Source organism: Bartonella sp. LB28NMGDW, from assembly GCF_042194435.1.
Taxonomy (GTDB): Bacteria; Pseudomonadota; Alphaproteobacteria; order Rhizobiales; family Rhizobiaceae; genus Bartonella; species Bartonella grahamii.
Genome location: NZ_JBHIMX010000025.1, coordinates 1 through 7186 on the forward strand (window position 1 = coordinate 1; position 7186 = coordinate 7186).

Here is a 7186-nt window from a genome sequence, read left to right on the forward strand (position 1 = left end):
AATCCTGACAGAGAGATTTTTTTCTTAGGCGATGCATATTTTGAAAAGCAGCTGATTGAAAAACAAATGCGTGATCTTGTTGGTCAAGGTTTGGGCAAAGGTTCCTTTATTCCTGGAAGTGATGCCATTGAACAAGTCAAAACCTTGCTGGATGTCGGGGCAGAATATGCAAAAGCCCACAATTTGACTTTTGGTGAGGCTTTGAGTGAAGAACAATTGGCTTCTCTAGAAGCCCCGATGGTGATTTATGTGCGCCAACAGGTCAAGGGCATGGATGTTTATGCACCGGTGCTTTATATCCCTGAAAAAGACAGAGCCTCCTTTGTTTCTTCTGGGGCTTTGATCATGGGCGATGATGTCAATATCACCAGCCAAAATACGAGCAATTCCACAATAACCAATTCAGGGCGGATTGCGGCAAACCACCAATTGCATGTGCATGGCGGGGATATCCTCAGTCAAGGGGGGCATTTTGCGGCGGGTGGGGATGCTGTTATCCTTGCGGAGAAGAATATTCGTTTAGATGCAGGGCGCACAACGGTTGACGGCGTGGAGACAGTATTAAACACCGAGGCGCTTTCTGTTGGTGGCAATGCGAGCGTGATTGCCAAACAAGATATTACCGCCTCAGGGGTGGGGATCACCACCGGAGGTGATCTTGCCATGGCTACAGAAGAAGGCAACTTGACGATCGGTTCAGCAGAAACCCATTACCATGATGAACAGGGTGATGCCACCATGCATCATAAATCAGAAGTCAACTCTGGTGGCTCAACGACACTTCTCTCTGGAAAAGATTTGAATATCTTAGGCTCTGATGTTCAAGCAACGGATAAACTTTCCTTACAGGCAAAAGAAAACGTTTCAATTGATGCCACACGCAACAGTATGGACAATCAGAATGGGAGTGAAACATCTCATGTTGCCGTGCACAATGGCTCTCATTTAAGTTCTGGAAAAGATACCACTGTTCTATCGGGTGGCGATATCCATATTGCTGCTTCCGATATAGATGCGAAGGGCAATGTTGGACTTGGCGCCCAAGGGGAGGTAACAATAGGGGTGAGAAACGATGAGATGGAGTATCATCTTCAGGGCAAAAACACGAAAGTGGACATGCAAGCTTCTCATGCCGTTGGCTCTTCGATAAAATCGGGAGGTGATACCACGATCATTGCAGGGCAGGATGGCAAACCGCATGATCTTAGCATCACAGGCAGTTCCATTGCGGCTGATGGCAAGGTAGGGCTGAAAGCCAGCAACGATGTCCTGATCACCAATGCAGAGGATAGCTTACACTATGAGATGTCGTACCATAAAGACGGTGGAGCATTTAGTAGCAGCAAATCCGTGCATAACAAGGTGGATGCTACCCAAGTTTCCGGTTCACTCATATCTGGGGGTGAAGGCATTGCCATTGACTCAGGAAACAACACGGAAGTTATAGCCTCGACGCTCATAGCCGGTAAGGCAGAGGAAACGTCAGGAGAGGAAGCACCAGGAGAACAGAAACAAGCGGATATTACCATTCACTCTGGGGGAAAGATTGTCATAAAAGGCGCCCAAGAACAGTTTGATCAGCAAGCACAATCGTCTTCAAGTGGCTTTTTGCATGAGGAATCGTCCGATACATCTCAATCGCATACCACAACGGTCTCCTCTATCCTTGGGGCGACGGGCAACATTATCACGCAATCAGACAAAGAGACCACAATCACTGCTTCTCATATGTTTGCAAATGAAGATATTCATGTGAGCGGAGAAAGTGTGACGATTGATGGCATGACAGATCATCATAAGAGCCATTCAGAGGAGCATGAAACAGGTTTTGGTGTGGGATCAGGCAAGGGTTTTGTGTCGATATACGGGAGTGAGGGAAAGACAGAAAATGAAGAGAGTTTTGAGCATCAAGGTTCTTCTCTCAATGCGGATGGTACGATCAACATCACTGCCAAGAAAAAAGATGTGAAAATTGTTGGCTCTGATCTTGCAGGTGAGAATATTAACCTTTCGGCAACTCGTGATGTGAATGTGCTTGTTGGTCATAATAGCCATTCCTCAAGCTCAAAGGAAGAACGCACAGGCTTTGGCATTCAGTTTGAAAAGAGCAACAGCGGTGCTTCTGTAGGTGTTGGAATTGCAAGCGCCAAAGATACGGGCGATCAATGGGAAACCACTTCCACACAATCACACATCACGGCACGCCAAGATGTGCAGATTACTGCTGATAATGATGTGAATTTACAAGCAGCCATTGTTTCGGCGGATCGTGATGTCAACATGGATGCCGGCAATAATATCACGCTTTCAGAAAGCTATGATACCTCTAACGGCAAAGAGACACATGAAAAGTCTTTTGCTGGTGTGACAACTTCCGTTGATATCGGTGTCCTTGGCACGGTACAAGGACTAAAAGATGCCGCAGATCACATGAATAATAAGGATGGTAACAATACAGTTATTAATGGCATACTGACCGGCATGAAAATCAGTCATCTTTATAGTAAAGGCAAAACCTTTGTTAATTGGCTGACTGGCAATACGGGGGAAAAGGGGAATATAACCAAAGGACTGAGTAGCTCATTAGGAGGATTGGGGGGCTCCACCAAGGATGCTCTTGCCAATATGGCGGGTGCATCTGGCAGTGTAACCGTGGGCTTTAAAACTGAGAAAACAGAAGCCTCTTCTCAAGTCTCCACAGCGGTGACAGATAGCATAGAAGGCGGACGCGCTGTTAACATGCAAGCCCACAAAGGCAGCATTCATGGTGTTGGTGCTGATATTATCGCTGGTACCAATCCAATCTATGTGCTGGAAAATGATGCACAGAGCGGAAAGATCACCATGGAAGCAGGTGAAGATATCATCTTTGAAAGTGCGCAAAACACGCAAAGCACACAAAACAGCAGTGAAAGTGCTTCAATGAGTGTTGGCACCGGTTATGGCACGGGTGGCGCAGGGGCAACGGGTAGTGCTGCTTTTAGTCAAGGGGAAGGTTCCAGTGAGGAAGTTCAACACAAAAACAGCCATATTATAGGCACCGGCACTGTTCATACCACGAGTGGGGCAAACACCACATTGGCAGGCGCCGTGGTTTCTGGAGAGCGTGTAGAAATGGAAGTAGGGGGTGATTTTGCCATTACCAGCCGCAGTGATACGGGACAAACTTCCAGCAAGCAAAACTCTGTTTCTGTTGGGTTTGGTGCTGGACAAACGGGTGGTGGGGGCTCCATGAGCGCCTCTTTCCAAAAGGATAAATCCTCCAGCGATTATCATAGTGTTGTGGAACAATCAGGCATCAAAGCGGGTGATGGCGGCTTTAATATCATAGTTAAAGACAAAACAATGCTGACCGGAGGCATCATTGCCAGCACCGCGCCGGCAGATAAAAACAGCCTGACCACAGGAAGCATTAGCACCAGTGATATCAGCAACAGTGCCCATGCTAAAGCCAGCAGCCATGGGTTTAGCCTTTCTGGGAACGACACGATAAAAAACATTGCCAAGAATGTTTTAAATCACGGCAAAGCCAAGGATGCAGCAGAAGGAGAAACCAAATCTGCTATCAGTGATGGGACTATCATCCTTACTGATATAACTGGACAGAGGGCGATGGGGCAAGATGCTGGACAAATCATTGGTGCACTCAACCGCAACACCGCTACAGCCCACCAGGCAGTAGGACAGCTAGATGTCGCACCGCTTGAGGATATATTGCGTAATCGTTTAGGTATGAGAAATAAATGGGTAGATGAATGGTTTGATATATGGGATGGGGTTCGTAAAATGGCATTTTATGTTGACCATCCAGTGGGTGAGGTTGCGCATGATGAAAATGGCAATGTCCTCTATTTAACCGATGAAAATGGAGAGTATATAAAAGGCAATGATGGAAAATATATCACTCTGTATCACTTTTTAAAGCCAGAGGAAGAAAAGCATTTACAAAAAGGCCCTAATGGTGCTGTTTATATGTTCTACAATGGCATTTTTAATTCACCAGATGAAGCAGCCGGTAATGCTGTCCAATTGGCTGTTAATAAAAATGGTCCCCTTTATTTTACATACTTTCCCCAAGCTGATGATGTGCTGGTAGAATTAGGGGTAGCATATTATCAAAAGTTTTGGGAGGGTAGCACTTGGGGATTGAGTAATTCGACCAAGAAGTTCCAAGATTTTATCTATCGTTATGGCAATGACAATGCTATTGTTAGTGGGCATAGCCGGGGTACCTTAACAATACGCAATGGAGCAAATGACTTGCAAGAACATGGTATCCACAGTGTAGCCAAGAAAACAGACTTCTATCTTGTTGGAGCGGCTGCTCACATGCAATCGATGGCCAATACAGTAGATTATCTAAGCGATGGCGAAAAAAATTATATCTACATACAAGGTCATATGTTAGACCCCATTAGTACAGTGATTGGTTACAATTGGCCTACGGCTTATGGGGTACGTTCCAAACCATATGATTCATTACATCCGTTAATTCTACCCCTCAGAGAGATGGGGGGAGCGATCATCGGCTATAATCCTAGTACCCATAATTGTTATGCTGATGCAAGTGCTAAGTGTAAAAATGATTACGGTTCATTTGATTTTATAAAATTTTATTCCACGAGAACAGGGAACAAAAAATGAAAATACGATTTAACTTATTGAGCCTGCTCATTCTATTAAGTATTACTGGATGTGATATGGACAAATCTCCTCCAGGGGAAGTATATGGGTGGATCAAGCCAGGAGCAGACTTTACCGAGGTAGGAAAAGCATTGCTAGAATGTGGCATGCCACACCTTAATTATCTTGAGGCTGAAAATCAAAAGCTCAGCAATAATGATAATGCAACAATTTATGCTTGTATGATTCAAGCAGGATTCCGTGACAGATATGGCGGTCCATCTTGGTGTGTGAATCATTGGAGGGAAAACCTTCCCATTTGTCAGCCTGGTGCTGTCATCCCGAAGAGAAGTGTCGAAAAGCGCTTAAACAGCCCTTTTTGTAAAAGAAGTCCAGTACAACCTGAATGCAAACCTTAAGTTTTGTTTGTGATGACCGACAATCCCCACACTCACGTTTTTACATGCCTGTGCGGGATTGTTTCCTCAAGCAACCATTTCAATATTGTTCACCGTTGTTTAAACAGCGGTGACAGAAAATATCAACAAGCTTATGAGCTGTTTATTGTAAATAAATCCATTGAAAGAGGGGAAGAATGAAGAAAATCTTAAAACTGTTGAGTTGTATAGCTCTGTTAAGTATCACTGGATGTGTTAACTCAATTCCCTCACTTTCTCCAGCATTATGGAGAAATAAAATACTTTTAGAATGTGGAGTACCGGACCTTAATAAGGTTGTGGCGCTAGATTTGAATCAATTTGCCAGTATTGAAATGTGTATGGCGCAATCAGGTTTTCGCCCTAGCTTTACAATACAAGATTGGTGTGAGAACCATAAATCAGACAACCTTCCCATATGTCGTCCTGGTGCTGTCATGCCTCAGCGAAGTGTTGAGAGACGCTTAAATAGCCCTTATTGTAAAAAACATTCAGAACAACTTGAATGCGAACCTTAAGTCTTGCTTCAGCAGAGAAAGCCTTGTCCATCCTTATGTGACAAGGTTTTCTTTTTATGCTGCGTCACTTTGACGTTGTTGTTTCGCTTGCTCGATGACATTCAAAAGATCTGATTGTAACCAACGCGATAAAAAGCCAAATTTTAAAGGTTTTGGGAGAGAGCCATTGGTAACATGACGCCGGAATGTTGAAACACTCATATGAAGCAATTTTGCACTTTCACGGTCTGTTAAAAGAATATCATTTTCTGTCATACTAAAATCCTTTCAAAAGTAAAAAAATGAGAACAAATCATAACTATTTATTAACCACATTTTGGTTCATTTTTGAAGGTATTTTATTTATAGAAAACAATATTTTATCATAGTTTTTCTGATGTGATAATTTATGACTCTTATTGAGAAAGAATGAGAGAAAAGAGAGCTAAAGTTATCCACAGATCATGGGGTTATTCACCCCATATCTTAAGATTGACCCGTGACATAAGCCGCCCATTTATCCATATAAACGCGGCGCTGTTCTAAATAGTCAGTCCGACGATAGGCACGCTCTACTTTACCGCCTACTGTATGACTTAGAATAGTTTCTGCGACTTCATAAGGGGCATCGGTTGTTTCAGCGAGCCAATCACGTAAACTAGAACGAAATCCATGGGGGCATGCCTCAATTTTATTGTCTCTCATATATTGAGCCATACAATTTGCAGCGAGGGGACCCCGACCGGTTGCAGAAAAGAAGAAATCATTGCGAGAAAGCAAGCGCGCTTGTTTTAAGATTTCTAATGCTTCTGATGATAGAGGCACGCGAAACTCTTCTGTAGTATCACGTCGACCTTTCATATTTTCAGCAGGGATTGTCCAGATATCGCCATCAACTTGGTCTTTATGAATATGACACAAAGGGTTGGTACGAACGCCTGTCAAAATAAGCAAACGCAAAGCCAGTTGTGTTAAGGTTGATGCTTCGCAAAGTGTTTTATAAAAGGCAGGGACATCTCTCCAATCCATAGCTGGAAAATTTTGCGTTTTATGGCGTTGTTTACCTAAGAGAGCGCGTGCTTTTTCTGTTGCTTGTAAATCAACATCCAAACCCAAAGCAGCCGCATGTTTGAGACAAATATTAAGGCGGGTAAGAGCTTTATCAGCTGTTGCTGCTTTTGTATGCCAAATGGGAGCAAGTGTATTGCGTATCTCTGTTTGTGTAATCTCTGAAACGGGGAGGCAACCTAATTTGGGGAGAATATGGAGTTTTAAGGGTAAAAACCAACGCCCATCTTTACCATCTCCTTTTAGTTCAGCTTTACGGCTTTCAAAAGCATCCAACGCGATATCTTTGAAATAATGGAGATTACTTATTGCCTCACGCTTTTGTTTATTGCGTTCTTTAATAGGATCACGCCCTTCACGTAAAACAGCACGCCATTGCATTGCACATTCACGGGCTTGTTTTAAAGAAACATCTCTTAAAGCACCCAAGCCCATTTCACGGCGCCGCCCATGAATGGTAAAACGGTAAATCCATTGAGCACCTCCATCTTTACGCTTATGAAGTAACAAGCCGGCACCATCATTATATTTGCCAGCTCCCAATGTTGCGACAGCCCTTGC

5 protein-coding genes are annotated in these 7186 nt (G+C 43.7%); 3 read left to right on the top strand and 2 right to left on the bottom strand.

The window, feature by feature from the left end; translation table 11 throughout:
* From ACFIKG_RS08115 to ACFIKG_RS08125, 3 genes are all read left to right on the top strand, one after another.
* A partial coding sequence (locus ACFIKG_RS08115; protein ID WP_375652080.1) for a hemagglutinin repeat-containing protein occupies nt 1–4644 on the top strand: 4644 nt, incomplete at its 5' end.
* The gene (locus ACFIKG_RS08120) at nt 4641–5042 is read left to right on the top strand and encodes a hypothetical protein (protein ID WP_375630831.1); all 402 of its coding nucleotides are present in this window, start codon (nt 4641–4643) and stop codon (nt 5040–5042) included. The genes ACFIKG_RS08115 and ACFIKG_RS08120, both read left to right, overlap by 4 nt.
* A 176-nt stretch (nt 5043–5218) precedes the next feature.
* Complete coding sequence (locus ACFIKG_RS08125; RefSeq protein WP_375621745.1) at nt 5219–5578, top strand: hypothetical protein; 360 nt, start codon at nt 5219–5221, stop codon at nt 5576–5578.
* Between the two features lie 54 nt (nt 5579–5632).
* On the opposite strand, the gene ACFIKG_RS08130 is transcribed toward ACFIKG_RS08125, so the two are convergent.
* On the bottom strand, nt 5633–5833 hold the full coding sequence (locus ACFIKG_RS08130; RefSeq protein WP_007347209.1) for an AlpA family transcriptional regulator: 201 nt from the start codon (nt 5831–5833) through the stop codon (nt 5633–5635).
* A gap of 210 nt (nt 5834–6043) precedes the next feature.
* Nucleotides 6044–7186: tyrosine-type recombinase/integrase (locus ACFIKG_RS08135; RefSeq protein WP_375652081.1), on the bottom strand; the 1143-nt coding region annotated here is incomplete at its 5' end.